The following is a 24282-nucleotide window of genomic DNA, read 5'->3' as shown; positions in this document are numbered from 1 at the left end:
CCGTCAGGAGCGGTCGAGTTCCTTCGCGAAAAACACGCTCGCGGCTTTGAGGACTTCGTTCGCCTTGCGCAGCTCAGCGTTCTCACGCCGCAGGCGCTTGTTCTCCTCGGCAACATCGGTGGGCACACCGGGACGCTGCCCGCCGTCGACTTCGCGACGGCGATGCCACACCCGCAACGTCTCCGCGCTCATACCAAGAAGCCCAGCGACATGACGCACCGCGGTCATGAGATTCGGATGCGAGGGCTTCGCCTCGTCCAGCATCCGCAACGCCTTCTCCCGCATCTCGGGCGAGTACTTCTGATTCATCAATTCCATCCTTGCTTGAAGAACGGAACGGAACGAAACCCAGAGCGATTCACCTTACCCGGCCAACAACGCACCCTCGATGTCTACACCCTCATCTGCGAAGAGCCGGTTATGCCCCTGACGTCAGCGTCGCGGCCTCGGCGAGGGCGGCGGCGAGATACGGTGCTGAAGCGCTGTTTCTCGACGCGGCGACCTCTGCTGGCGTTCCGGACGCGACCACTGTGCCGCCGTTGTCACCGGCTCCCGGCCCGAGATCGATGACGTAGTCGGCTGCGCCGACCACTCGCATGTCGAGTTCCACCATCACGACCGTGTTGCCCGCATCGACGAGAGTCTGAAGGTGGGTAACTAGACGGTCTGCGTCGGCACAGTGCAATCCGGAGGTCGGCTCATCGAGCACGTACAGAGTGTCGCCGCGCTGCGCTCGTTGCAGTTCGGTGGCCAGCTTCACACGCTGCGCCTCCCCACCGGAGAGCTCTGTGGCCGGCTGTCCCAAGCGCAGATAACCGAGCCCGACATCGACCAGCGAGGTGAGTGAGCGCATCACGTCGTACTCGCCGGCGAAGAACTCGTGAGCCTCTTCGACGCTCATCGCGAGGATTTCCGCGATGTTGCGCCCTCGCCAGGTGATCTCCAGGGTGCTCGATTGATAGCGGGTGCCATGGCAGTCGGGACACACGGTGTAGACCGAGGGCAGGAAGAGCAGCTCGACCATCACGGAGCCTTCACCCTCACAGGTCGGGCAACGGCCGCCTGCGACATTGAAGGAGAACCGACCGGGCTTGTATCCGCGTGTCCGAGCTTCCGGCGTCTCGGCGAACCGGCGCCGCACATGATCGAAGAGTCCTGTGTAGGTCGCGACGTTGGAGCGGGGCGTGCGGCCGATGGGTTTCTGGTCGATGCTCACCACACGCCGGACGGTCGTGAGATCGCCCTCGACCGACCCTCCGAGTTCATCGGACTCGTCAGTGAGGAGCAGGGCGTCGGCCTCAGCGCTTTCCTCCTCGACGCGAGGGGCGTCTCCTCGCCTGGCGCCGATGAGGGCAGGCAGGACTTGACTGACAAGGCTGGACTTCCCCGACCCTGACACGCCAGTGACAGCCGTGAGCGTTCCGAGCGGTAGCGCCACAGATACGTCCCGCAGGTTGTTGCGGGTGACGTGCTCCAGCTGCAACCAGTCGTGGGCGGCACGGGGCTGGTGCGGTGGAAGGCCGCTGCCCCCGAAGATGTATCCGCGCGTCACCGACTCGTCGACCTCCGCGAGCCCGTCCGTGGGTCCGCTGTAGATCACGCGCCCGCCGCGTTCCCCGGCTCCGGGGCCGATGTCAACCAGCCAGTCCGCGTGCCGCATGATGTCGACGGAATGCTCCACGACGAAGAGGCTGTTGCCGCGCTGCTTCAGCCCGTCGAGGATACCCAGCAGCGCGGTGACGTCGTGCGGATGGAGACCGGCTGACGGTTCGTCGAGGACGTAGACAACACCGAACAGTTCCGACGTGAGCTGCGTGGCGAGTCGAAGTCGTTGTAGCTCCCCTCCGGACAGTGTCGGCGTAGTGCGACCTAGCGAGAGGTAACCGAGTCCGAGATCGATGATGGGGCGCAGGCGGTCCAGCAATTCTGCGCCCAGGCGGGCTGCCGCGGCGCGCTTCTCGACAGACTGATTCGGTGTGCGACGGACATCCGGCGCAGCGGAGTGAGCGGAGCCGCCAGCAGCAACGCGCTGCTCGACGGCTTCACGTCTAGTCGCGACGTCTACCACGGCGCCGGAGGTCTCGCCCTCGCGGTCAGACTCGGCGACGACGGACTCGAGGAGCTCAGTCAATTCACGCAGTGGCAAGGCTGAGAAGTCCGCGATATCGAGTCCTTCGAACGTCACCGTCAGTGCTTCGGGTTTGAGCCGCTTCCCATGGCACACCGGGCAGACCGCCGCGCTCATGAACTGGGCTACGCGGCGCTTCATCGACGCGCTCTTCGTGTTCGCGAAAGTGTCGAGCACGTACCGCCGCGCGCCGACGAAGGTGCCCGAGTAGCTCGGTTCGATTCCTGCTCGGATTGCCCGGCGCGCCTCGGCGAGTGTGAGTCGAGAGTGGACGGGAACGAAGGGGGTCTCGTCGGTATAGAGGATCCAGTCCCGATCCTTCTTCGGCAGATCCTTCCACGGTACGTCGACGTCGTAGCCGAGCGCGACGAGCACGTCCCGCAACTGGTGGCCGTGCCAGGCGGTCGGCCACGATGCGATGGCGCGCTCCCGGATGGTGAGTGAGGGATCGGGCACCATCCGCTCCTCGGTCACCGCGTACACTCTGCCAATGCCGTGGCACTCGGGGCACGCGCCCTGCACGGTGTTCGCGGAGAAGTCCTCGGCGTAGAGCATCGGCTGACCATCTGGGTATTCACCTGCTCGCGAATAGAGCATCCGAACCACACTCGACAGCGTGGTGATGCTGCCTACAGAGGAGCGCGCGCTACGCCCTCCGCGCTGCTGCTGCAAGGCGACTGCGGGCGGCATCCCGGTGATGGAGTCGACGTCGGGGACACCCGCCTGGTCGATCAGTCGCCGCGCGTACGGGGCAACTGACTCCAAGTAGCGCCGCTGCGACTCCGCGTACAACGTGCCGAAAGCCAACGAGGACTTCCCGGATCCGGACACGCCCGTGAACACAACCATCGCGTCACGCGGAACCGTGAGATCGACGTCCTTGAGGTTGTGTTCGCGGGCACCACGCACCCGGACATCGGGCTGGACGTGGGTGGGCACTGAGGAAAGGTGATCCATTTCAGAACTGTACCAAGCGGGTCTCGTGGTAAGCAGGTTCATCGACCGTGGGAGGCAAGATGATGCGGCTGTTTACCATCGGGTTCACGAAGAAGAAGACGCGCGAGTTCTTCGGTCTGCTCTCCGACAGCGGCGCCACGGCTCTTGTTGACATACGGCTGCGGAACCGTTCGCAGCTCGCAGGATTCGCGAAGCGAGACGACCTCGAGTTCTTCCTCAGTGAGATTTGCCACATGCATTATCGGCAGGAGTTGATCCTCACCCCGACGGAGCAAGCGCTACGTGACTACCAGCACGGGGCTGTGTCGTGGGAGCAATACGCCGCTGAGTACGTGCGCCTCTTGGAAGGTCGCCAGGTCGAAGCGGTGCTCAGTCCTGCTGACTTCAACGAGGCAGTGCTCCTCTGCTCAGAGGCCTCTCCTGATCGTTGTCATCGGCGTCTCGCCGCGGAGTATCTCGCGTCCGCCTGGGGTGACACAGGGATCGTGCATCTCTTGTAACAGGTGGTGGCGTCGTCCTCACCCGTCGGATGCGGATGGGTGAGGCTCCGGCTTCAGTCTCGTCGGGAGCGAGAGCGAGCACACGGGGCGGCAGCGCGCGACGTAGCCACGGAAGCAGTACGAGCGCCCCGCAGGCCCCAATGCGAGTAGCACCCACGGCAACCAACCCGACAACGCGAAAGCCGACATCAGAAGAGGCGCGGTGAGGCTGGCGATGCTGAATGAGTACTGGAACGCAGTGAGGTAGCGTCCAGCCTGTTCCGGTGGGGCGACCTCACTCGCGGCCGCGTTCATCCTCGTGCCGAGCACGACCGTGCCGACTCCGAAGATCAGCGCCGATCCGAACAGGGCCACCGCAAGCCACGCTGAAGGAACCGCGTAGACGGCCGCCATTGAGGCGATCCACGCCAAGAGCAGCACTGCTCCGAGCCGCACAGCGAATGCCCGAGAACGTGAGCTCGTCAGCGCCACCGCGACTCCTGTGAGAGTGCTCGACAGCACGGCCAGGCCGGCGTTTGCGAGGCTCGGCAACCATGCCGGCGCGCCGAGTTGTTCGACAGCGATCACCGGAAAGGCAACCGGGAAGAACTCCATCACCAGGGTGATGAGAAAGCCCAGAAGGATGAGCCCGAGAAACGGGCGGTTCCGTAGCACTCCTGGTGCGGCGGACGTAGCCTTCACCGAGCGAGATGACGTGTGCGGCGGCATCCGCATCGTGAACACAAGTATGGCTGCCATCGTCGACGTGACGAGTTTGACCGCTAGCAGCCAAGGCAACATGGCGGGGTCCCAGGCCAGCAGCACGGCACCGAGGAGCGCGCCAGCACCGTAGCCAGCCGAACGCACCATCTCACGCGAGCGAACTGCGCATCGTGAGACCCGTCGCTGGGACGCAATGCTGTCAGGAAGGCGTATAGCGATCCGTAGTGCAGCTGCATCCCGGGGCGCAGATCGCGCTCCCGGCAATCGCCCCGGGCCAACCGGGTACGAGTAGGTAGACGAGCATCGCGATGGCTCGGAGCAACTGTCCGGTGCCGATCACCCTGCGAGGGCCAACTCGGTCGACCAGCGTCCCGGCGAGCACGGGGAACAGCAGTCCGACGCCTGCCCCGACGCCCAATGCGAGGCCCGCGTCCGCAACCGAGAATCCGCGAACTTGGATGAGGAAGAGTGCCGCAACGGGGAGGTACGTTCCCGCGCTGTCGAGGGCGACGAGCGCCCTGCCATCGGGTGTTCTTGTTCGCTCGGGCAGGTGTACCGACGCGCCCCGCGACGCCTGACGACTCAGGAGCGCACTTCCTGGGTTCGTGTGCCTCGGCGGCTGGCTTCGAGGGCTGAGGTGGGCGTTCGAGCGTCGTAGCTACCCAGCAACCGTCGGCCGTCTACGAAGAACGTCGGGGTGGCGTGCGCCCCGCTTGCATCGGCGCTTTCGAGATCCCGCTCCACACGAGCACGTACGGCGGCACTGTCGAGGTCAGCCGTGAACTGGGCGACATTCAGGCCCAGCTCTTCGGCGTAGCGGATCAGATCTTCGTTCCGCTTGCGTCAACGATTCCCGATCGTGGTGGCGAGGACGATGCCCCAGCCTGTTGTTCTCTCGTGGGAGGGGCATCGTCCTGGCCGTTGGGCGCTCAGCCCTTCGAGGAGGGTGTTCCCGGGACCAGCACGGCCCGTCCGGGGATCTGACCGGTGGCGAGGCGTTCGAACACTTCGTTGATTTCCGAAAGTGGGTGTCGTTCAATCGCCGATACCAGGCGCCCAGAGCGGGCTAGCGCGAGTACCTCCTCGAGTTCATTCCGGGTACCCCAGTTGCTCGTCATCATCACTGCTTCGGCGGCGAAGCGGAAGAACGAGAACGGGAAGCTGCCGCCCGCGAGCCCGACGAGCACAAAGATACCGAGCCGGTCCACCGCTCCAGCACCAAGGGCCATGGTCGTGTCGATTCCGACAAAGTCAAGAACAGCCGCTACCCCGTCCTGGCCGGCGGCAGTGCGAATCTGTTCCGCGGCATCAGCATCTCGAGGGTCGACGGTGACGTCGGCGCCGAGCTCGTGTGCGGTCTGACGCTTCTTCTCGTCGGTGTCGACGACGATCACCTTTGCCGGGGAGAGCAGCTTCAGGAACTGGACCCCGTACTGGCCGAGCCCTCCAGCGCCGATCAAGACCGCGCTAGTGCCGGGCACGAGGCGGGGCAGTGCCTTCTTGACCGCCGAGTAAGGCGTAAGGGCTGCATCGGTGAGAGCGGCTGCTTCTACCGGGTCGAGTCCGTCTGCCCGGAGCAAATGCCGCACGGACGGCACGACCATGTACTCCGCATACCCGCCTGCTGGGCCCATGCCGCCCCACAGGAATGTGTTGCAGAGCTGTTCCTTGCCTCCCAGGCAGAAACGGCAGTGACCGCAGCCCCAGCCGCCGAACACGACGACCGCGTCGCCGACCTCGAACCCGTTGCCTTCTGCGCCGGGACCGAAGGACTCGATCCAGCCTGCATTCTCATGACCCAGGGTGTGTGGGAAAGCGACACCCGGAATCTCGCCGGACTTGACGTGCAGGTCGGAGTGGCATGCCCCGGATCCACCGATTCGTATCAGGACCTCCCCAGGCCCAGGTTCTGGAGTCGGGATGTCCTCGATGACGAAATCCGACCCTACTTCGTTCAGTCGTGCTGCTTTCATAATGTGCTTCATTTTCTGTTCACAGATACGCCATTAGCGGGCCTTGTTGGGGATGATGGTTTGCGGTCGCCTGGTTGCCCTGCGATCGCAGGAGGCGACTCGTCGAAGCGCCAGTGTTGTTCGATCAGGGCGTTGAGTTCGCACCTCCCATCGACGCAGGTTCGCGTGGCGAGGCGGGCTGCCCACCTCGGGGAGGCGGCGCGGGGTGGCAACGAGAGGTCCCGACGTGAATTGTGCGAGGGTCCGCACGTAAGCGATCTCCGGATCAGCGCCCGCTGTGACCATGTCCTCGAGGGCGATCCGAATCGAACTCGCCACGGCTGCGGCAGCCGCGCGGGCGGCGACAGAGTCCGCCGCCAACCCGAGCCGGGGCGCCACCACGGGCGCGACCGACAGCTCACCGTCATGAACCCTTCTCATGAACACCGACCACATCTCCGAGTTGCGGAACACGAGGGGAAACAGCGTGCAAAGTGCGCTACGGCCGATTCGCCCAGCAAGCTTGCCCCGGAACGCGACGGCGACAGCACCTCCGTCAAGGCGATGTCTGGATCCGTTTCGACGATCACCGCGTAAACGTCGAATGGACCAGTCGAACACTGGCCCAACCGACTCAGCCTTGACCGGAAAGTACCGATAAAACGTTCGCTGCGAAATGCCGATCTCGCTCGCGATCTCAGTGATCGTCAGGTCCGTGGTGCCGCGGGCGCTGAACAGTGCGCAGCATTGTTCCGATGCGCGAAGGCGCGCGCCCTCTCGCGGCTCGATTTCGCACTCCATCACGGGGGTGATGCTACACCTGCCTGGCAGAAACTGCCACGGCCTACCTGGGTGCGAAGTCTCCCTCGCTGGAGGTTCCACCCTGCAGCAGATCTCCAATCACATCCGGCCCTCAGTTCCCGCCGGCATTGCTGCCTTCGTGTCGTGGGGCGCAGATCTATACGCAGCCTCTTACTGCATCGGTGAGCAAGGATCTTGTTCACCCAATGTCGGGCTCGTGTGTCCGTCAGCGGATCACTCACGGGCGGGCTGCGCACGCTAAGACCTCGCTGCCTCTTCTTCAGCGACGGTCCCTACAGGTTCCGCGATCTTCACGACGATGTCTCGCACCGGTTCCTCCGCCGTGCTGAACCCTCCACGAGGGGCAAGCGTCGGGCTCACCTGGTCGAGTTCTTCGAATGTCACGCTATGCATAGCCGGAGAGAAGGCTTCGGCGGAGCAAGGCGATCTATTCATTGCTCCCTATGCTCCCGTCGGCACGTTGGACCCGATTACCTCCGGTTGGGTCAACCGGCAACCGAGCTCTCCGGAGTACAGGCGCAGCGCGTCAAGCTCGCGGCCGAGTTGCAGCGTGCGCAGCGTGGGGACACGCTGTACGTATTGGACGAGCCAACGTCCGGGCTCCACTGCGCCGACACGGATCGTCTGGTCGCGCATCTGCAGACGCTCGTCGAGGCGGGTAATACTGTCGTCGCGGCAGAGCTCGATATGCGTGTCATCGCAGTGGCCCGACCACGTGATCGATCTAGGGTCCGGTGCGGGCGACGCTGGCGGGACCGTGGTTGCAGCTGGCACGCACGAGCACGTCGCGGACAAAGGTGTCGGTGCTTCCGCGGGCTACCTCACCGCCGCACTGCACGCAGCCACCAACGTGACCCCATCGTGACTCGACGAGGTCGTAGTCTCAGGCGGGGAGCTTAGAGGCCAGGACGTCCAACTTCTCGATCGTGGGTTCGCTGAACAGTTTGCCGGCCAGAATCGCGGGTCACCCCCCCGCGATTGGGAGACACGCCCTAGCTCTGGGCCTCGCCGAGGCGCGCTTCGGGCGTGAGCTCGGCGCGGAGACCGCCGCCGGTCGCAGCCCGGGCAAGAGCGCGACCCAGCGCAGGTGCCTGCTTGAACAAATTGTGACCGGCCACAAAAAGGACAGAGCCTGCCTCCCACACGGCCACGCCGTCCTCACTCCACGGGAGGTCGGTCACCCAGCAGTGAAGGAAGTCGCGCGGCTCTGGGTGGAGACCGGGCAGCGCCCGTGTCACGTATTCGCGTGCGCGTTCGTCCAGCGATCGAATCGCCGCCGGGTCGATGAAAGTTCCGTCGTCGCGGACGCCGACGGTGTCGCTGAGTCCGACCGAATAGTTGCTGTTGCCCGGTAGCGGCGTCGCGTAGACGCCGACTTCGCCGAAGACGCCGCTGCTGTCCTGCAGGCACGCGACTCGTGCCGGGGCGGCGGCTTTCACCTCGAAGGTCAGCCTGACGTGTGCGGCAAGGCGAACCGGCAGCGACAGGCCGACGCTGCGTGCCAGGCGGGCGGTTTCGCGGCCGGCGCACACGACCACCTTGGAGTAGACAGCCCGGTCGGTGACGCTGCGCACCTCGACCGTCCCGTCGGCGCGGGGATCGATGGAGATGACCTCACCGGTGGTGACCGCATCTGCGAGGGCACCCGTGAGTGCCGTGATCGCGGCGCGGGTGCGGATCGCGCCGCCCGACTCGTCGAGCACCGCTGGCCCCGAGTACCCAGCGAGCAGCGGCATCCGCTGGGCGACCTCGGCCGCGTCGATCTCGTGCGCTTCCACGCCGCCGACCTGGTCGAGCACCCGCAGCCGCGCCAGGGCGCTGTCTCCGATCGCCAGGACACCGTCTGATGAGACCAGCTCGACGTCGAAGTGTTCGGCCCACTCATCCCATACGCCGCGGCTTCGCGCGCGAAAGCGACGAGTCGCGGGTCGTCGTGGGCATGCCGGAAGATCCGCGCCTCGCCTGCGGACTGACCCGTCCCGGGCAGACCAGCCTCGTACAAGCGCACCGGCACGCCCTGCTCCCGCAGCGCGTACGCCGTCGACAGACCGACGATCCCGCCCCCGATCACTGCTACCTCGGGTGAACGCGTCGTGGCAACGCCGTCGTCAGTTCCTGTCATCGCGGTTCCCCGATCTGTTGGCGATTAGCGATAGGCCGCAAGAGAAGGGGCCGCTGCCACGACGTCAGCGGGCTGTGTAAGCCCGAAGTCACCGCGCGCAGCGACCCCTCCTTTCTGGGCCAGTACTCCCGGTCTGTGGTGTCAGGCGGGGAGTTTGGAGCCCAGAACGTCGAGCTTCTCGATCGTCGGTTCGCTGAACAGTTTGCCCGTCTGCTCGCCGAGAGCGGTCGCAACCGCGCCAGACAGGTGCGCGTCGCGGCCGGCGTCATCGGGGAACACGTCGAAGATCCCGAATGAGGACGGGCCGAGACGGATCGCGAACCACGCGATGGTGGCCGGTTCCTCCTCGACGAGCCCTCGCCCGATGCCGAGAAATTCCTGGACCTCGTCTTCCTTGCCGGGCAGGGCCTCCAGCCTGACAAGCAGTCCCTTCGTCACGCTCATGACATCACCTCTTCCTGGGTCGAATTGCTCGCAAATTTCGCCACGATCGTATCGCAGAACGCAGGCAGGTCGTCGGGTGAGCGGCTGGTGATCAGGTTCCCGTCAACCACGACATCCTGGTCAACGACCTCCGCACCGGCGTTGCGCAGATCCGTGCGGATGCTCGGGAAGGACGTCAAGGTGCGACCTCCGACCACGCCAGCCTCGATCAACGTCCAAGGCCCGTGACAGATCGCCGCCACGGGCTTGCCACTCTCGACGAAGTCGCGGACGAAGGAAACGGCGTCCTTGTCGACCCGGAGCTGGTCGGGGTTCACCGTGCCGCCGGGAAGCAGCAGGGCGTCGTAGTCGCCCACCGAGGCGTCGGCGACCAACCCGTCGACGGTGAACGTGCCCGCTTCATCCAGATCGTTCTTACGGGCCTTGATCTCGCCGTCGTGGATCGAGAGGACCTCGGTCTGAGCGCCGGCCTGTTCCAGTGCTTCGCGGGGTTGCTCGAGCTCAACGCGTTCGACTCCGTCGGCCGCGAGGATCGCGACCCTCTTGCCCTGAAGATCTGCTGCCATCTCAGTTTTCCTTCTTTCCGCTTGACATGCCGGGCTTGATGAGGACCTTCGTCCAACCCTTGGACCTGGCGTCGAAGTTCTTGTAGGCATCGGCGGCTTGGTCCAGCGAGATTTCGTGGGAGACGATCCAGGAAGGGGTCGCCTTGCCGGCCGCGATCAAGTCTCGCAGCCGGCGGTTGTACCGCTTGATCGGGGCTTGACCGTTTCCCATGGTCTGCCCCTTGAGCCAATGTGTGCCGAAGTCGATGGCTGCCTTGCCCTGCTTGGCCAATTCGCCCTTGGCCCCCGGGTCCTGGGGGATGAACACGCCAACGGTGCCGATTCCTCCGGTGAAGCGGACCGAGTTGATGAGCATGTTCAGCGTGGCGGCGGTGTCCTCGTTGCCCTGGGGATCGTGGGCCTGGTAGCCCACGCATTCGCAACCACGGTCAGCTCCGAGCCCCATCGTCTCGTCCAGCACAGCCTGCACGGGGTCGACCTTGGAGTCGTCGATGGCAATCGCACCGATCTGCTCGGCCAGCGCGAGCCGGTCAGGGTGGCGATCGACCACCATCACCTTTGCTGCGCCCTTGATCATCGCGGACAGGGCGGCCATCAATCCGACCGGACCCGCCCCAGCGATCACAACGCTGTCGCCGGGTATCACGCCGGCCATCTCGGTGGCGTGGTAGCCGGTGGGGAAGATGTCAGAGAGCATGACGTAGTCGTTCTCCTTCTCCTCCGCATCCTCGCCCAAACGCAGCGCGTTGTGGTCACCGAAAGGCACGCGGAGCAGCTCCGCTTGGCCACCGCCATAGGAACCCATGTCGGCGAACCCATAGGCCGCTCCGGCGAATGATGGTTCGGGCTGGGTGGTGAGGCAGTAGTTGGTCAGGCCGCGTTCGCAGTTCTTGCAGAATCCGCACGAGATGTTGAACGGGAGCACAACCCGGTCTCCGACCCTGACCTTCTCCACGCCGCTACCGACTTCGATGACCTCCCCCATGTTCTCGTGACCGAACGTCCGGCCTACTTCGAAGGAGGTCCGCCCCTCGTACATGTGGAGGTCCGAGCCGCAGATGTTCGTCGTCGTTACCCTGACCAGGACATCGGTGGGTCGCTCGATCTTCGCGTCCGGGACGTCCTTCGTGCTGACCTGACGGGGTCCCTCGTACACCACTGCTTTCATGTCTACTCCGATCCGATTGTGTCGCTCGATGTCTTTCTGGCAAGGCCTCTCCGACGCCGGCCCCATCGCTAGACAGCAAACGCCCCCAGGAACCACGTGTCAAGGGGCTCGCCTTGGGTTGATGTGTCGCGATCGAGCCGGTATAGTGCCCGGGTCCGATGCTCGATCCCAGGGCATACGCTCTGTACACGCTTGCGGTGGTCGCGCCATTCGTCCTTGTGCTCGTTATCATCGTGACGCTGACAGCGGTTCTGATGATGAGCCGGTACCGCAAAGGGGTAAGCGTCACGACCGCGGTCGTCAGCGCGGCCCTGTGCCAACCAACGCGGCTGTGCGAATCAGCGGCGAGTTGCGCGCCGCTTGCGCTGGCTGGGCAGGAAGCCGAGCGCCACCGCAAACGATCGTTTTCGGCAGGCCGGTCGATGTCGGCGACCAGGTGCACGACACGCCGCGGATTGATCCGCCGAAACTCCCTGCCGAAACCGAATCGCGCCGGAACATCGGCAGTACCGTTTTCGGCATGGCACACCAAGTCGGCTACGCCCGAGTCTCCAAGCGCGAGCAGAACCCGGACGCGCAGGAGGCCGAGCTGCGCTCGGCCGGCTGTGAACGTGTGTTCGTCGACCACGGCGAGTCCAGCCGCGTCGCGGACCGCCCTCAGTGGCTTGCCTGCCTGGACTACCTCCGGCCGGGAGACACCCTCAAAGTGCGCCGACTCGATCGCCTCGCCGGCAGTGAGCGCATCCTGATCGAGACGTTGCAGGATCTCGACGCCCGACAAGTGAACATCGTCAGCCTCACCGAGCCAATGATCGATACCACGACACCGATGGGTCGCGTCCTCTACGGGATCGTCGCCGTGTTCGCGCAGCTCCGCGTCGACACGATCCGAGAGAACACGACTCGCGGGCTGGACTACGCCCGCAGCCAGGGTCGCGTCGGCGGCCGACCGAGCGTGATGACGGCCGAACGGATCGCGACCGCCGCGCGCATGCGCGCCGAGCATCAGAGCTGGGAGAGCATCGCCCGCGTGCTCGGAGTCGGTGCTACTAGTGTTCGCCGCGCGCTCAATCGCTAGAGGCACCCGCAGCGAACTTGAGGCGGGCGGCGACGCCGACTCGGTGCCTACAAACGCGCGGAGCGTTTCTTTGCCGCAAAGCGACCTTCCTGGCCGCCCGCATCGATCAGGGGGCTTTGCCCAGGTAGGTGGGTGCCACCATGTTCAGGGCCGGGATTGGGCACTGTGTCACCGTCTCCACGACGGTCGACCGCTCACCGACCCACCGCGCCACATCCGCATCCACTTCGGTGAGGAAGCGGTCGAATTCGCTGAGACGGGCAGCGAGGCCGGTGGTGGTGCTGAACACCGGTTCCCAGTGAGCGAGCCGGTTTCGGAAGTCGTTCAACTTCTCCATCCGGTCATGCACATAGCCGCGAGACCGGCCAGGGAAAGACGGCGACAGCATCGGCGTCCAGATCGTCACTTCTCGAGGAGCCGCGGTGAGCATCATCCAGAACCCGAACTGAAGGTTTGCGATCGTGTGGCCGGCGCTAGGAGGTGTGGTCTTGTTCCGCGCCTTGCGCACCATGTTCGCCGAACCTTGATTTAGCTTCCGCTGCTTCGTGCGGGTCTGGGGGATACCTGCCTCGATGGTCCACAGGGCGTTCGAGGGGAAGGTCCAGTCTGGATAGTGCTGGTTCAGAACAGCCGCGTAGCGATTGCGAATCAGGACCTCGAAATGGCCGACGTCGCGCAGACACGCCGCGGCGACTGCCGCGTTCCAGTCGTAGAGGTCGAGCGCGTCATCCAGATTCCCGGACGCGCATGCAGGTACACGTGCAGTCGAGGGTGAGAGAGCCACTGTTCTGCTGTCGTCTGTGAAAGCTGCACACCGGCATCATCCCATAGGGTAGCGAGCTGCCTGTAAAGGTGCGATAATGAGGGAACTCCGGTGGTCTCGGCCCTCTGGCTTAGCTAGGCACCATACGGATTCAGATTCAGGTCTGCGGCTCGCACAGAGCCGCAGACCTCTCTTATTTTCAGCGCCGCGACCGGCATCTGATGTCCCCAGGGGACCGAGCGGGTTCTCTCGCGGCGAGCACCGGCAATTGGTCAACAGATCGCTGACTAACCAACGCAGACGCATCCTCACCATGAGCGGTGACCTCGGGGCATCCTCCGCTCTGTTGCCAGTAGCCTGATCCGGAGTGGCGGATCGCCGTCGCGACCTGAATGGTTGAGAGGATGCGCGTGGGCCACTACGAACTCAACAGGATGGGTTGGCAACAGTTCGAGCACATGGTGCAGGCGCTCGCGAAGCTCGAGCTCGGCTTGTGGTCTGAACAAAGGTGACGTCCCGTGGAGTGGTGGAGATTCGGTTGGGGTCGTCTAACCAGTCTCGGGCAGTGTGATCGACAGTCGTTGGATTTCTTGCGTCGCCCATGTGTCTGATCCGAGCTCCTGAGGCTCGGTCACTATCTTGTCGAACATTCGAATCAGTGGGCCGAGGTCCTGTTCGTCTGATCCGACTCGAGCGGCTGTGTGATTCTCTTCGCAGTGGACGGGGCGCCAGTCGAGCTGCCAGCCTGCTTGAAGTGCCACTCGGTTCCAAAAGAAGCGTTGGGTGCGGCCGTTGCCCTCACGGAACGGGTGGACGTAGTTGATCTTCTCGTAGTGGGAGGCCAGGCGTTCGATGAATGTCGTTCGACCCAGTCCGACGAGGAGTCGTTCTTCGGCGAGCTCTCGGAAGCAGATCTCTGCGGCGTTTTCGATGAACCCGTAGGGGAGAAAGAACTCCGCACCGGGGACGTTCTTGCGCACGTCGACCGTGCGCAGCTCACCGGCCCAGTCGTAGACGTCCTGGAACAGGTGGGAATGAATTGCCTGCAGTTCGCGGAGGTCGTTGGTTGCTGGCGCTGGTGCTTCGAGGAGCTGGAGCGCTCGCGCGAAGGACAAGTCGGCTTCTGCGAACGAGAGTTCTGACGCCGATGTGGCGCCCACAAGGTTTCGGAGGACGTCGCTTCCGGGAATCAGGTAAGGGTCGACGAAATCAGGAGAGGCCATACCGGGCACGTACTCGATCGACGAGTTCGTGTGAATCGATGGTGCCCGCAATGTACGAGTCAGCATCGGCGCGAGTGTCGGGCGTCACGCTCAGCCTTCGATCTCGGCGCTGTGGATCGCGGCTTCTACCTGAAAGGCTCGTGCTTCAGTGATGGTCATGGTTTCTCCATCCGTCCATCTGATTCTACTCGGTGAGTAGTGGGCGTGGAAGTTTTTGGGCGATGGGTCAGCCTGTGGATTGCGACCCGCTGGCGGCGACCGCTAGGTGCGGGAGAATGATTCTGAAGGCGAAACGCGTGCCCTGGAGTCCTCAGGATTCCTGCCCACATTTTGCGTCAAACTGAACAAGAACCAACCCCGCTGGGACGGGCTGAGCCCAGATCTTCCAGATCACAAATCCGCGTGAATCCGGGCTTCCTGAGTCAATCCGGATGAGTCTGGTCGCGAAAGATGGGGTTCAAATAAAGCGGTTCCCGCTGCGGGGAATCTGGCGTTCACTCATACAGGCTCGGTACCGAAGAAGTGTTGGTCGAGCGGCGACTTCGCGGTGGACTGCACGCTCATCATCGTCGTCGAATCCTTGACCAGGAACTCACGGACGCGCGGGCTGACAATCGCCCTCCAGTGCTCCGACTCGTAGATCCCGCGGTAGGCGGCCTTTCGTGCTGATTCATCAGGAAAGGCCCGAACCCACACGAAGCCATCGTCATCGTCCAGGTCGGTGAACGTGGCGACCACCTTGACGTCGGCGGCGACGTGAATGGGGATGATCACATCCTCCATGTACTGCACCCATTCACTCCGGAGTCCTGGAAGTGTCTGATAGCGACGAATCTCGTAAAGCATGGGTTCTCTTTCGGAACGAGGGTTCGCGGCACCTCACTGCGTCGCAGGCTTAGCTGACACTCGTGAGACGACCATAACCCTGAAGTTTCCAGGGCAGCAGGTCATGGGTGCGCAGGGTGGCGTCGATCTGCTGCGCGACCTCTGCCGTGAATGGCTTCGCGCGCCGCGTCGCGAGATCGACGTTTACGAGCGTCGACTCAAGTGTGCACGCCAGACGATTCTGTGTCTCATCCACCAGGTACGCAGTCATGCAAAGTGCCTTATCTGATGCTGCGTCGATACGAATACGGGTCGAGTATGAATCGTCGAGCCGCAACTCGGAGAAGTAGCGAATGTGATGCTCTGCTGTGAAGACGTCAGCGCCGTGCTCGTCGCGATAGTGTCCATCGAGCCCGAGGAACTCGCAGGTGTCAAGAATTACCTTCGCCGCCGCATCGAAGTAATGTCGGATGTTCATGTGCTCGCGGTCGTCGATCTGCGCGGGCAGGACGGTCAGGCGCTCCGAGGCTGGCAATGCTCCCAACTGTTGATACGTCGGAATTCTTTCACGAGGCAGGTCAGCTTCACCTTTTTCCCTCACGATGCTGGCTCAGCGGACACTGGTCTGACCGTCGATGGAGAGCGTGTGCCCAGTGACATAAGAGGAGTTCGACGAAGCAAGAAAGACCACGCCATCGGCGATGTCTTCCGGTGTCGCGAGGCGGCGAAGCGCCACGTCCTCGGCCTTCTCGGCGAACCCGGTATCGACGGAGTTTGCACGAACGCGTCCTGTCATGGTGTAGCCGGGAGCGACAGCATTCACTCGGATACCGTCCGGCCCCACCTCCTCGGCGAGCGCACGCGTGTAGTACCCGAGCGCGATCTTCGACATTCCGTATCCCGCGAGCTTCCCGCCCGGATGGGCGACGGATGCCGAGAGCGACGTCGTGTTCACGATCGCTGCGCGCGACGACTCCCGAAGCACAGGAACCGCTGCCTGACACATGTAGATCGCCGACATCAGGTTCACATCGAGAATATGGCGGATGTCCTCGACGGGGATGGTGCTCGCGTTGCTTCGAGCGAAGGGTGTCACCGCACCGCCGGCGATGTTCGCGAGCACGTCGATTCCACCCCACGCGTCGACGACCTTGGCGATGATTCGCGTTGCCGCAGCAGGGTCGGTTAAATCTGCCTGGATGCCGATGGCTCGGCGTCCCAGAGCCTTGATCGCCTCGGTCGTAGGCTCGTCAGCTTCGCCGGGGATGTCTTTGCCCGATTCAAGATTGATGTCGACCACGGCGACGTCCGCGCCCTGCTCAGCCAAGCGAATCGCTACGGAACGGCCGATTCCTCGTCCAGCGCCGGTCACAATCGCCCTGATTCCCTGCAGCTGATCACCCATCGAAACATCCTCGTCTCAATCATCGGCCGGCTTTCGGCCAAGAGCCGTCATTCGGCCATGGACCTAGCCAACAGGAATCAGCGAGGCACAGCGTCGTACGAAGGTCCTGATGCATACGCGACACTTGTCTCGCCTGCATTTCGGTCGAGAGGCTACGAGACCGTGACAATGCCCTCACGAATGGCCCATAGTGCAACCTGAATGCGCGAGTCGAGGCCGAGTTTGGAGATGATGTGGCTCACGTGTGTGCGAGCCGTGCGCTCGCTCAAGAACAGCGTGTCAGCGATCTGCTGATTTGAGAATCCGCGTGCGAGCAGAGTCACCACTTCTGTCTCTCGTTCACTCAGAATCGGCAGCGCGGCGCCACGTGCGGAGTTCGCCACCGTCATCGCGACCTGCGGATCGATGTGAGCCTGACCGCGGGCGGCAGTTCGCACAGCCTCCGCAACCTGCTCCGGAGAGGCGTTCTTCAGCAGGTAACCGTTGACCCCGGCGCTCATCGCCCCGTTGACGGTCGCCGCGTCGGTGGAGCTCGTCAGCGCGACGATCTTGAGGTCCGGGTAGAGCTCGCGTAGGTGGTGGATCGTGCTGATACCGTCGAGGCCCGGCATAAGTAGATCCATCAGAACGACGTCCGGCGCCCGTGTCTGTGACAGCGTGTCAACCACGGCGATCGCTTCGCGACCGTCAGCCGCTTCGCCGACGATGGCGAGGTCGGTTTCGGTGTCGAGGAAGGCGCGTAGTCCCTTTCGGACCATGGCATGGTCGTCGACGAGGACGATGGTGATCTCGGTCACGGTGTGTTCTCCTGGGCTATTTCACCGGCGCTCGCGCCGGTGACACTGTATGCGGCCGGGAACACGGACGTGACCGTGGTCCCGTGACCGAGCTCCGACGTCAGCGTCAGTGTGCCACCATGCGCCTCAGCGCGCTCGCGCATCGCATCGAGCCCTATTGCTCCGGCGCTTCGACGCGAGCGTACGAACCCGTCGCCGTCATCGATCACCACGATACGGAGTGCCGTGGGATCGTCGATACCTCGCGCGAGTTCGACGGTGATCCGTGACGCATTGGAGTGCTTGACTGCGTTACGCACTGCCTCCATCGCCAGCAGGAAGACGTCGTCCTGCAGTTCGGGCGCCAGCGTGCTCGGTTCATCGTGGGCGTGCACCTCCACCTTCAGGCCCGGAGGAAGATCCAGCTGTGCGCACTGTGTCCGCAACGCCTGCACCACGCCCACCGCGCCGACCTCGACTGCTCGGCCGCGGAGGATGGTCGCGCGCATCTGGTCGAGTGCTCGGCGGGACTGTTCATAAAGGTCGCCGACCTCTTCCGCCAGCACAGGATCCGCCTTCACCTGGGGCCAGCGAGCGAGTGCACGTGTGCGAAGCGAGAGGGAGAAAAGCTCCTGAGTGACGGAATCGTGCAGCTCGCGCGAGAGCCGGAGCCGTTCGTCCTGCGCACCTTGCTCGCGTAGCCGACGAAACATCCGTGCATTCGAGATCGCGATTGACGCGTAGTCCGTCATCGCGCGCAAGAACGCGATATCGTCGTGGCCGAGCTCGACATCCTCGCGACAGAACACCGTGAGAGCGCCGAGGACCTCGTCCTTTCCCTCGGGGTCACGCACATGAAGCGGTGCGGCAATCAGGGTTCCGATGCGGAGGCTTCGGATCGTCTCGTGCAGCGGGGCCCAGCGTTGGTCGGCAAGGATGGAATTGCGCCATTGCGGATCGATGATGACCTGATCGTCTTCGACAGCGCGCACGGTGAGAAGCGGTGCACCTCGCTGGCGACATGCCTCAAGTTTCTCCGCGTAATCCTCGGGTAACCCCGCTGTTCCTGCAATCCGCACTCGGAGATCCGGCTCCAGCAGGGTCAGCGCGCAGCTTTCCAAGTCCACGGCTGTGCGCACTTCGCGTGCCAACCGGCTGAGTGCGGCATCAAGTTGATCTGCCTCGCTCAATGCCCCCGCCACCGCGACGATCGCGTCGAGCTGTCTTTCGCGACGTGACTTCCCGTGCACGGGCTCGAATCGGATCAGGAAGTGCTCCACGCCTTCGGATTCGAAAGGAACACGGGAGAATTCGACAGCGGTCCACCCGATCCGGGAGTGCCGCACTCTACCGTGGAACTCTTGAGAGCGGGCGTCGCTGAACGGTGATGGATCACCGATGCGTGACTCCCTGCCGTCGAGGATCTCGCGGGCCGCCGGGCTGATGTATCGATATCTGCCCTCGGCATCAATGATCGCGTGCGGCTCGGGTGATTGGTCGAGCAGTCTCTCGATTTCGGTTGCCATTGTTCTCCCTCGAGCGCGCCCAGCGGGCGCGGTCAGTCTGCGGGTGCGGCGAGAGTGTTCATCGTGCGACGGATGCTGTCGATGCCTGCGAGCATGTCGACTTCCTTTTCATCGAGCAGCCACCGGAACGCGAGACCGCGAAGCAGATTCATCATCGTTTCGGCGAGCGCACGGGGATCCGCACCATCAGCGAGACGACCATTTTCGGAGCCGCGGCTGACGACAGTTTCGACGTCGGTCAAGAAGTCTCGATGGATGCTGACCATGTACTCCTGCAACCCGACCGCGGGTTTCAGCGATTCGAACATCACGCGTAGAACCCCCGCAGTGATTGCGGCGACTCCTCGGCGTTCACACGGATCGAAAGCAGCAGCGTCTCGATCGCGTCGATTCCCACCGCGTCACCGACCGTCTGCGACATCTCGACGTGCCCGAAACGCTTGGACAGAGTGGCGATGAGCGACTGCACGAGGTTCGCTTTGGTGCCGAATCGACGGGTGACGAGCCCGTGGCTGTAGCCAGCGCGCTTGCCGATCTCGATCAGCGTGGTTCCCTCGTAGCCCCGCTCCGCGATCAGGTCCGCGGTGGCTTGAAGAAGCTTGCGCGTGGAAATGGATGAACGCTTCTGCTGGCTCATACGAGGTCGCTGTGATGCGGTCTCGTTCTCAGTGGCTGTCTCCGATGACATCCCGGCTCCTCTGGATTCTAAATGGTAGTTGCCAGGATACTCTTTGCGCCTCGGAAAGGGGATTCGACGCGACCCGCGTCGCGGGGCCGGAGCGACATCCGTCTCTAATCGCCGCTCTGTGACCGGTCGAGTCCAAGTCGGTCGATAGCCTGGCGGGTGTCGGCGGCGAAGCCGGCAGGATGGGAGTCCCTGACATGTCTCGACCGATTCGATCCCGACGGACTGTTCTCGCAGTGCCCGGAAGCAGCGAAAAGATGCTCGCCAAGGCGCAGACTCTTGATGCCGATTCTGTGTTTCTCGATCTTGAGGATGCCGTGGCCCCCGCCGCGAAGGAAGATGCGCGCGCGGCGATCGTGAAGGCGTTGCTCGAGGGGGACTGGACGGGCAAGACCGTGACAGTGCGCATCAATGACGCGTCGACGGCTTGGGCATTCGAAGATCTCGAGACCGTTGTCGCCGGTGCAGGTTCGCGCATCGACTGCATCATGCTCCCGAAGGTCGAGCGCCTGGCAGATCTGCACTGGCTGGACACGTCACTCGATCAGCTGGAGCAGCGCCATGGTCTCGAGCGAGGCCGTATCGGCATCGAAGTCCAGATCGAGGGCCCGTCCGGTCTCAGCATCGCCGACGAGCTCGCAGGCGGGAGCCCCCGAGTGGAGACGCTCATCTTCGGACCGGGGGACTTCATGGCATCCATGCAACTGCCGTCGTTGACGATCGGCGAGAACTCCCTGGGCGGCTATGCACCGCTGGACACCGTTTTCGTGCTCCTGGCTATCGCCGCGCGCAAACACGGTGTGCAGGTGATCGACGGCCCCTACGGCGTGATCAGCGACCTGTCCGGATTCGAGAAGGCGGCAGAGCGAGCCGTCGCGTTCGGATTCGACGGCAAATGGGTGCTGCATCCGTCTCAGATCGACGCCGGCAACCGCATCTTCGCCCCGCAGCAGGCCTCATACGACCGGGCGGAACAGATTCTCGAGACCTATGCCTTCCACACCTCTGAGGCTGGCGGCGGCCGCGGCGCGGTCATGCTCGGCGACGAGATGATTGACGAAGCAAGCCGCAAGATGGCGGAGATGACAGCTTTGAAGGGCCGACGTGCCGGGCTCATCCGCACCTTGAGGGACGCCTGAATCGGCTGCCACTCGATGAGCACGCAGAAAGACGCTGACCGTCTCGATTTCCTCGTGGAGGAAGCGATTCGGGTCGCGCAAGCGCCGCTCCCTTCCGACATCGCCGAGCTAGCGGCGCAGGCGATCGCGGACGCGATGATCTGTGCGATCGGGGGAACGCAGGCACCCGAGGCGGCGGCCTCCCGCCGCGCCTTCCCCGACGAAGGTGCAGTGCGCATCTGGGGAACTCAGGAGTCCCGCGACCCGGTCACTGCAGCGTTCGTGAACGGCATCACGGCCCACACCCTCGACTACGACGACTGGGCTCCTGGTTCAGGCGCGCATCCTTCCGTCGCGATCGTGCCGGCGCTGCTGTCCGCGTCCGCCGGTCGCGAGGTATCGGGCGAGAAGCTGTTGGCGGCGTATGCGGCCGCCTACGAGCTCCAGGAGCGAGTTGGACTCTCCATCAGCCCCTCGCACTACGAGGTCGGATTTCACACCACTGGGATCGTGGGAGCGCTGGGGGCGGCATGCGCGGCGTCTCTCGTCCTCGGCGCCGACCGGAGCCAGCTGCGCGCAGCCATCGCGTACGCCGCGACCGGCGCATCCGGGCTGAAATCCGTGTTCGGCTCAGCAGGGAAGCCACTCAACGCCGGTAATGCGGCGAGCACCGGGTTGCGCGCCGCGCTCCTGGCCGCCACGGGCCTTGCCGGCCCGGCCGCTGACACCGTGTTCGGACCGCAAGGGCTTGCGCCCACACATTCGAGCAGCGTCGATGAAGCCTCACTTTCTCAGGCGTTCGGCGAGCCCTGGTACATCCGCTCGCTCCTGTTCAAGTTCTCCTCCGCATGCTTCGGCACTCACGGCGCGATCATGGCAGCCGGTCTTTTGAAAGACGCCGGGGTCGATGTTTCGCGCGTGCGGAAGGTGCACATCACTGTGCCACCGATCACCCGCACCGTCTGCACGATCCCTGATCCGAAGACCGGACAGGAAGCGAAGTTCAGCGTCGCGTTCACAACGGCAGCCGCTCTCGAGGGACCAATCCTGACCGCATCGTTCGCAGAGCCTTACAGCCCGTCAGGCACGGTGCGGAGTTTGATGGATGCGACGACGCTCACCTTCGACGACTCGTATGCGAAGACGCAGACGAAGGTGGCCGTGACCTTGGACGACGGCATCATCAGAAGCGCGGAGGCGAATGCTGGTACGCCGCAGTGGCGAGAGCATCCGCGTGAGCAGCGGGATGCGCTGCGCGCAAAGGCTCATGACCTGTGTGACGCGCAGATCGGTTCGGAAGGCGTCGATCGCCTCCTCGGTGCGGCGCACAGACTCGCATCCGGGCAATCCGCAGGCATCCTGCAGGAGGTGATCGAGGGCCTTTAGCGCGCCACGCGCGGCAGGATCCGGTCGCTGATGATCTTCTTCTGAATCTCGCTCGTGCCCTCGAAGATCGTCGTCAGGCGCGCATCGCGCCAGTAGCGTTCGATCGGGAAGTCTCGCGTGTAGCCGTTTCCACCGTGCAGTTGTAGCGCACGCCCTGTGACGTCGACGCACATCTCGGTCGCGAGAAGCTTCGTCATCGCGGCTTCCTTCTCGCATGCGATACCAGAATCCATGAGGTGCGCGACCTGCTGGTAGAACGCACGGGCCTGCGCAACCCGCGCAGCCATATCGGCGATCTCGAATCGGAGCGCCTGGAAATCGCCGAGTGGATGCCCGAACTGCACACGCTTCTGCAGATAGCTGATCGAGTCTTCAACAGCGGCGCGCGCGAGTCCGACGGCGCGTGCAGCGGTGTGCACTCGCGCCACATTAAGGCCATTCTCGACGGCTCCGAACCCTCGTCCCTCCGCACCGGAGAAACCGAAAGGTTCGGCGATATCCGCATCCGTGACTCGCACATTACGCAGTTCGAGGTCATAGCTGATGATGCCGTTGTAGCCGATCTTGTCGATCGGGGAGCCAGTGACACCGACGGGGAAGCTGTTACGGGCCTTTTCGAGCACAAAGGTCTCGACCGGTCCGCGGGTTCCGTCGGGCTCGACAATCCGGCACATCACGAGGATGAAGTCGCCTTCAAAGGCGTTCCCGCACCATCGTTTTGTGCCCGAGATGAGGTAGCCGTCGCCATCGCGAACTGCGACCGTCTCGATCGATCCGAGGTCGGATCCGGACTCGGGCTCAGAGAACGCTGCCGCGCCGATCCATTCGCCGCGCGCGCTGCGACGGCGCGCGCGCTCGGTGCGCTCCGGATCGCTGAACGCGGTCGCCAGGCCCTGGGCGCGAGCAATAAGGCTTGCCGCACTCATCCAGCCGCGGCCGAGTTCCTCGGCGATCATGCAGTACTCGAACACGCCGAGCCCGAGGCCGCCATACTCCTTGGGAACAGTGATGCCGAAGTATCCGTGCTCCGCGAGTCCCTGAAGTACCTCAGCGGGCATCGCTGCTTCGTCCCGGTCATGCACGTTCGCGTACGGGAGGACGATGTTGGCCGTAAATGCCCTGGCCTCCGCGAGAATCGCTTGGCGCTCAGGTGTCGACCACGGTGGAAGAAGTTCAGGAGGCGAGGCGGGCAGGTCGACGGCCTCGCGGTAGGCGTTGCGGCTCATCGTGATGTTCCCGTCTGTTCAAGACCGAGTCGTTGCCGGGCGAACCGGGCGATGTACTCCATGGCTCGCTGCGACTCGGGGATCTGCGAGGCGAAGAACGGGAAGATGTGGATCATGTTCGGCCAGACATCCAGGTCTGCGGAACCTCCGGCATCCTTGATCTTGCGCACGACGCGCACGGAATCGTCGAACAGCAGCTCTTCCGTGCCGACGACGACGAGCACGGGCGGGAGGCCTGCGAGCTCGGCATACACCGGAGATGCATACGGCAGGTCGAAGTCGCCATCCTCACCGAGATAGCGGGTCGAGTAGGCGTGGGAGCCTTCCGGGGTGACGATCGGATCCAGATGCGCACGCTCGTCGACGGATGCCCCGGTGTGCGCCATATCGGTGAGCGGCGAGAGCAGCACCGCGCCCGCGGGGAGAGGGCGTCCTGCATCGCGGAGAGCAGCCAGCGTCGCCAGAGACAATCCGCCGCCGGCGGAATCGCCGGCGATCAGGATGCACTCAGGCTGATGCCCTGAGCCAGCAGCCACTCGTATGAGGTGCGTGCATCGTTGAGTGCGGCGGGATAGCGGTTCTCAGGGGCGAGTCGATAGCCGACCGACAGTACGCGAGCGCCGGTCATCGCCGACAGCCGAGCGCAGTGGTCTCGATAGGACGAGATCGAGCCGATGGTGTAACCGCCGCCGTGGAAGTAGAGGATGACGGCATCCGTCGAGGCGCCTTCGGCTATCGCCCACTCCATCGAGACTTCCACATCATCGACGGGCTCAAACCGAGTCGACGATGGAATGTCGTGGAAGCTCGAGGCGAAGCCTTCGAAATTGTCCCGCAACTCGGGCACGGTCTTCGTGTCCGCTTTGAATGGAGCCGCTCGCAGACGCGCGACGAGCGTACGGATCTCTTC

General features: G+C 63.9%; 25 protein-coding genes and 3 pseudogenes. 5 read left to right on the top strand and 23 right to left on the bottom strand.

Annotated features, from left to right (window positions below; all coding sequences use genetic code 11):
- Positions 1–3: 3 nt before the first annotated feature.
- Both DC31_RS11265 and DC31_RS11260 read right to left on the bottom strand, forming a co-directional pair.
- The gene (locus DC31_RS11265) at positions 4–309 is read right to left on the bottom strand and encodes a transposase (RefSeq protein ID WP_036280114.1); all 306 of its coding nucleotides are present in this window, start codon (positions 307–309) and stop codon (positions 4–6) included.
- 109 nt (positions 310–418) lie between these two features.
- Positions 419–3085, bottom strand: coding sequence for an excinuclease ABC subunit UvrA (locus DC31_RS11260; protein ID WP_036280112.1), 2667 nt, complete (start codon positions 3083–3085; stop codon positions 419–421).
- 59 nt (positions 3086–3144) lie between these two features.
- Here DC31_RS11260 and DC31_RS11255 point away from each other — a divergent pair, with 59 nt between their 5' ends.
- Positions 3145–3585 carry a DUF488 domain-containing protein gene (locus DC31_RS11255; protein ID WP_081813818.1) on the top strand — a complete coding sequence of 147 codons (441 nt, stop codon included), beginning with the start codon at positions 3145–3147 and terminating at the stop codon, positions 3583–3585.
- An 18-nt stretch (positions 3586–3603) separates the two neighbouring features.
- Here the strand turns inward: DC31_RS11255 and DC31_RS11250 are convergent, their stop codons facing one another.
- The 5 genes from DC31_RS11250 to DC31_RS20560 all read right to left on the bottom strand — a co-directional run bounded on the left by DC31_RS11250 (position 3604) and on the right by DC31_RS20560 (position 7040).
- Positions 3604–4434: an MFS transporter gene (locus DC31_RS11250; RefSeq protein WP_036280109.1), complete on the bottom strand. Its 831-nt coding sequence runs from the start codon at positions 4432–4434 to the stop codon at positions 3604–3606.
- 52 nt (positions 4435–4486) lie between these two features.
- A complete protein-coding gene (locus tag DC31_RS20565) occupies positions 4487–4837 on the bottom strand; it encodes an MFS transporter (protein ID WP_442921901.1) in 351 nt (116 codons plus the stop codon).
- Positions 4838–4869: 32 nt separating this feature from the next.
- On the bottom strand, positions 4870–5109 hold the full coding sequence (locus DC31_RS17680) for a DsbA family protein (RefSeq protein ID WP_268748240.1): 240 nt from the start codon (positions 5107–5109) through the stop codon (positions 4870–4872).
- A gap of 107 nt (positions 5110–5216) precedes the next feature.
- Complete coding sequence (locus DC31_RS11245) at positions 5217–6260, bottom strand: NAD(P)-dependent alcohol dehydrogenase (protein WP_036280107.1); 1044 nt, start codon at positions 6258–6260, stop codon at positions 5217–5219.
- Between the two features lie 33 nt (positions 6261–6293).
- The gene (locus DC31_RS20560) at positions 6294–7040 is read right to left on the bottom strand and encodes a helix-turn-helix domain-containing protein (RefSeq protein ID WP_036280105.1); all 747 of its coding nucleotides are present in this window, start codon (positions 7038–7040) and stop codon (positions 6294–6296) included.
- 480 nt (positions 7041–7520) lie between these two features.
- Between DC31_RS20560 and DC31_RS17675 the strand changes: the two are divergent.
- Positions 7521–7926: pseudogene (locus tag DC31_RS17675) on the top strand (excinuclease ABC subunit A); the annotation flags it as partial.
- Between the two features lie 127 nt (positions 7927–8053).
- On the opposite strand, the pseudogene DC31_RS11230 reads toward DC31_RS17675, so the two are convergent.
- The 4 genes and pseudogenes from DC31_RS11230 to DC31_RS11215 all read right to left on the bottom strand — a co-directional run bounded on the left by DC31_RS11230 (position 8054) and on the right by DC31_RS11215 (position 11361).
- Positions 8054–9183 (bottom strand): annotated as a pseudogene (locus DC31_RS11230) (NAD(P)/FAD-dependent oxidoreductase).
- A gap of 141 nt (positions 9184–9324) precedes the next feature.
- Positions 9325–9627 carry a putative quinol monooxygenase gene (locus DC31_RS11225; RefSeq protein WP_036280099.1) on the bottom strand — a complete coding sequence of 101 codons (303 nt, stop codon included), beginning with the start codon at positions 9625–9627 and terminating at the stop codon, positions 9325–9327.
- Positions 9624–10193 (bottom strand): type 1 glutamine amidotransferase domain-containing protein, encoded by a 570-nt coding sequence (locus tag DC31_RS11220; RefSeq protein ID WP_036280096.1) that lies wholly within the window; start codon positions 10191–10193, stop codon positions 9624–9626. The genes DC31_RS11225 and DC31_RS11220 overlap by 4 nt, the downstream gene beginning before the upstream one ends.
- Before the next feature lies 1 nt (position 10194).
- Positions 10195–11361, bottom strand: coding sequence for a glutathione-independent formaldehyde dehydrogenase (locus tag DC31_RS11215; RefSeq protein WP_036280094.1), 1167 nt, complete (start codon positions 11359–11361; stop codon positions 10195–10197).
- A 520-nt stretch (positions 11362–11881) separates the two neighbouring features.
- Here DC31_RS11215 and DC31_RS11210 point away from each other — a divergent pair.
- A complete protein-coding gene (locus DC31_RS11210; RefSeq protein WP_036280368.1) occupies positions 11882–12439 on the top strand; it encodes a recombinase family protein in 558 nt (185 codons plus the stop codon).
- 106 nt (positions 12440–12545) lie between these two features.
- Here the strand turns inward: DC31_RS11210 and DC31_RS11205 are convergent, their stop codons facing one another.
- The 10 genes from DC31_RS11205 to DC31_RS18745 form a co-directional block, all read right to left on the bottom strand.
- On the bottom strand, positions 12546–13223 hold the full coding sequence (locus tag DC31_RS11205; protein ID WP_051606811.1) for an Abi family protein: 678 nt from the start codon (positions 13221–13223) through the stop codon (positions 12546–12548).
- Positions 13224–13750: 527 nt separating this feature from the next.
- Positions 13751–14425, bottom strand: coding sequence for a Fic/DOC family protein (locus DC31_RS11200; RefSeq protein WP_081813827.1), 675 nt, complete (start codon positions 14423–14425; stop codon positions 13751–13753).
- A complete protein-coding gene (locus DC31_RS19465; RefSeq protein WP_235201448.1) occupies positions 14412–14513 on the bottom strand; it encodes a hypothetical protein in 102 nt (33 codons plus the stop codon). Before DC31_RS19465 ends, DC31_RS11200 begins: the two co-directional genes overlap by 14 nt.
- Before the next feature lie 410 nt (positions 14514–14923).
- On the bottom strand, positions 14924–15271 hold the full coding sequence (locus DC31_RS11195; RefSeq protein WP_036280091.1) for an NIPSNAP family protein: 348 nt from the start codon (positions 15269–15271) through the stop codon (positions 14924–14926).
- A gap of 49 nt (positions 15272–15320) precedes the next feature.
- The gene (locus DC31_RS11190; RefSeq protein ID WP_051606810.1) at positions 15321–15785 is read right to left on the bottom strand and encodes a thioesterase family protein; all 465 of its coding nucleotides are present in this window, start codon (positions 15783–15785) and stop codon (positions 15321–15323) included.
- A 75-nt stretch (positions 15786–15860) separates the two neighbouring features.
- Complete coding sequence (locus tag DC31_RS11185) at positions 15861–16655, bottom strand: SDR family NAD(P)-dependent oxidoreductase (RefSeq protein WP_036280088.1); 795 nt, start codon at positions 16653–16655, stop codon at positions 15861–15863.
- A 152-nt stretch (positions 16656–16807) separates the two neighbouring features.
- Positions 16808–17452 carry a response regulator gene (locus DC31_RS11180; protein WP_051606809.1) on the bottom strand — a complete coding sequence of 215 codons (645 nt, stop codon included), beginning with the start codon at positions 17450–17452 and terminating at the stop codon, positions 16808–16810.
- Positions 17449–18957: a PAS domain-containing sensor histidine kinase gene (locus tag DC31_RS11175; protein ID WP_036280085.1), complete on the bottom strand. Its 1509-nt coding sequence runs from the start codon at positions 18955–18957 to the stop codon at positions 17449–17451. Before DC31_RS11175 ends, DC31_RS11180 begins: the two co-directional genes overlap by 4 nt.
- A gap of 32 nt (positions 18958–18989) precedes the next feature.
- Complete coding sequence (locus DC31_RS18750; RefSeq protein ID WP_200872915.1) at positions 18990–19268, bottom strand: hypothetical protein; 279 nt, start codon at positions 19266–19268, stop codon at positions 18990–18992.
- A complete protein-coding gene (locus tag DC31_RS18745; RefSeq protein WP_051606806.1) occupies positions 19265–19645 on the bottom strand; it encodes a TetR/AcrR family transcriptional regulator in 381 nt (126 codons plus the stop codon). The genes DC31_RS18750 and DC31_RS18745 overlap by 4 nt, the downstream gene beginning before the upstream one ends.
- Positions 19646–19839: 194 nt before the next feature.
- Between DC31_RS18745 and DC31_RS11160 the strand changes: the two genes are divergently transcribed.
- Together DC31_RS11160 and DC31_RS17065 are read left to right on the top strand one after the other, a co-directional pair.
- Positions 19840–20781: an HpcH/HpaI aldolase/citrate lyase family protein gene (locus DC31_RS11160; RefSeq protein WP_036280078.1), complete on the top strand. Its 942-nt coding sequence runs from the start codon at positions 19840–19842 to the stop codon at positions 20779–20781.
- A gap of 15 nt (positions 20782–20796) precedes the next feature.
- The gene (locus DC31_RS17065) at positions 20797–22146 is read left to right on the top strand and encodes an MmgE/PrpD family protein (RefSeq protein WP_051606804.1); all 1350 of its coding nucleotides are present in this window, start codon (positions 20797–20799) and stop codon (positions 22144–22146) included.
- On the opposite strand, the gene DC31_RS11150 is transcribed toward DC31_RS17065, so the two are convergent.
- Positions 22143–23372, bottom strand: coding sequence for an acyl-CoA dehydrogenase family protein (locus DC31_RS11150; protein WP_036280076.1), 1230 nt, complete (start codon positions 23370–23372; stop codon positions 22143–22145). The genes DC31_RS17065 and DC31_RS11150 overlap by 4 nt on opposite strands.
- Positions 23369–24120, bottom strand: a pseudogene (locus DC31_RS17060) (alpha/beta hydrolase). The gene DC31_RS11150 and the pseudogene DC31_RS17060 overlap by 4 nt, the downstream one beginning before the upstream one ends.
- Positions 24121–24282: the final 162 nt, after the last annotated feature.

It is taken from the genome of Microbacterium sp. CH12i (assembly GCF_000685355.1).
Classification (GTDB): Bacteria; Actinomycetota; Actinomycetes; order Actinomycetales; family Microbacteriaceae; genus Microbacterium.
Note: the sequence above shows the minus strand (reverse complement) of the source record. Positions and strands in the feature narration are given on the sequence as shown.

Excerpts from the sequence above, each read along its gene's own strand:
- DC31_RS11265 (WP_036280114.1), bottom strand. The coding sequence starts at position 309 with ATGAATCAGAAGTACTCGCCCGAGATGCGGGAGAAGGCGTTGCGGATG.
- DC31_RS11260 (WP_036280112.1), bottom strand. The coding sequence starts at position 3,085 with ATGGATCACCTTTCCTCAGTGCCCACCCACGTCCAGCCCGATGTCCGG.
- DC31_RS11255 (WP_081813818.1), top strand. The coding sequence starts at position 3,145 with ATGATGCGGCTGTTTACCATCGGGTTCACGAAGAAGAAGACGCGCGAG.
- DC31_RS11250 (WP_036280109.1), bottom strand. The coding sequence starts at position 4,434 with ATGGTGCGTTCGGCTGGCTACGGTGCTGGCGCGCTCCTCGGTGCCGTG.
- DC31_RS11245 (WP_036280107.1), bottom strand. The coding sequence starts at position 6,260 with ATGAAAGCAGCACGACTGAACGAAGTAGGGTCGGATTTCGTCATCGAG.
- DC31_RS20560 (WP_036280105.1), bottom strand. The coding sequence starts at position 7,040 with ATGGAGTGCGAAATCGAGCCGCGAGAGGGCGCGCGCCTTCGCGCATCG.
- DC31_RS11225 (WP_036280099.1), bottom strand. The coding sequence starts at position 9,627 with ATGAGCGTGACGAAGGGACTGCTTGTCAGGCTGGAGGCCCTGCCCGGC.
- DC31_RS11220 (WP_036280096.1), bottom strand. The coding sequence starts at position 10,193 with ATGGCAGCAGATCTTCAGGGCAAGAGGGTCGCGATCCTCGCGGCCGAC.
- DC31_RS11215 (WP_036280094.1), bottom strand. The coding sequence starts at position 11,361 with ATGAAAGCAGTGGTGTACGAGGGACCCCGTCAGGTCAGCACGAAGGAC.
- DC31_RS11210 (WP_036280368.1), top strand. The coding sequence starts at position 11,882 with ATGGCACACCAAGTCGGCTACGCCCGAGTCTCCAAGCGCGAGCAGAAC.
- DC31_RS11200 (WP_081813827.1), bottom strand. The coding sequence starts at position 14,425 with ATGGCCTCTCCTGATTTCGTCGACCCTTACCTGATTCCCGGAAGCGAC.
- DC31_RS11195 (WP_036280091.1), bottom strand. The coding sequence starts at position 15,271 with ATGCTTTACGAGATTCGTCGCTATCAGACACTTCCAGGACTCCGGAGT.
- DC31_RS11185 (WP_036280088.1), bottom strand. The coding sequence starts at position 16,655 with ATGGGTGATCAGCTGCAGGGAATCAGGGCGATTGTGACCGGCGCTGGA.
- DC31_RS11175 (WP_036280085.1), bottom strand. The coding sequence starts at position 18,957 with ATGGCAACCGAAATCGAGAGACTGCTCGACCAATCACCCGAGCCGCAC.
- DC31_RS18745 (WP_051606806.1), bottom strand. The coding sequence starts at position 19,645 with ATGTCATCGGAGACAGCCACTGAGAACGAGACCGCATCACAGCGACCT.
- DC31_RS11160 (WP_036280078.1), top strand. The coding sequence starts at position 19,840 with ATGTCTCGACCGATTCGATCCCGACGGACTGTTCTCGCAGTGCCCGGA.
- DC31_RS17065 (WP_051606804.1), top strand. The coding sequence starts at position 20,797 with ATGAGCACGCAGAAAGACGCTGACCGTCTCGATTTCCTCGTGGAGGAA.
- DC31_RS11150 (WP_036280076.1), bottom strand. The coding sequence starts at position 23,372 with ATGAGCCGCAACGCCTACCGCGAGGCCGTCGACCTGCCCGCCTCGCCT.